The 239-nt window shown below is 41.8% G+C and carries 1 protein-coding gene; it reads right to left on the bottom strand.

The genetic code is table 11. The features are described from left to right. On the bottom strand, nt 1-239 hold a 239-nt coding region (locus KVT27_RS26020; protein ID WP_217582316.1), incomplete at both ends, for a GerAB/ArcD/ProY family transporter.

The raw sequence follows: 239 nt of genomic DNA, 5'->3' as shown, positions 1-239 counted from the left end.
AAATTCACGCCCTTCCCTAACACTTTTCCCAACAGAATTTCATTCATACGAAATAAATGGTCATTCGGGCATTTGGAGCAAAGCCAAAGTATTGGCCAAAGTGTTAAGGTAGCGTCTATACCGAATATGACAGGCATAAACCACTCGGTATAGCCCTTCGCACTCAATTTTTGTGGCAATGACAGTATCCCTGTCCCAACCATAATACTTTGGGCCAAAAAAATGACGTGATAGCGATT

Origin of the sequence: Lysinibacillus sp. GbtcB16, assembly GCF_019091145.1 — a bacterium.
Lineage (GTDB): Bacteria > Bacillota > Bacilli > Bacillales_A > Planococcaceae > Lysinibacillus > Lysinibacillus fusiformis.
The sequence above is the reverse complement of the archived record's forward strand: the minus strand, read 5'-3'. Positions and strand labels throughout refer to the sequence as shown.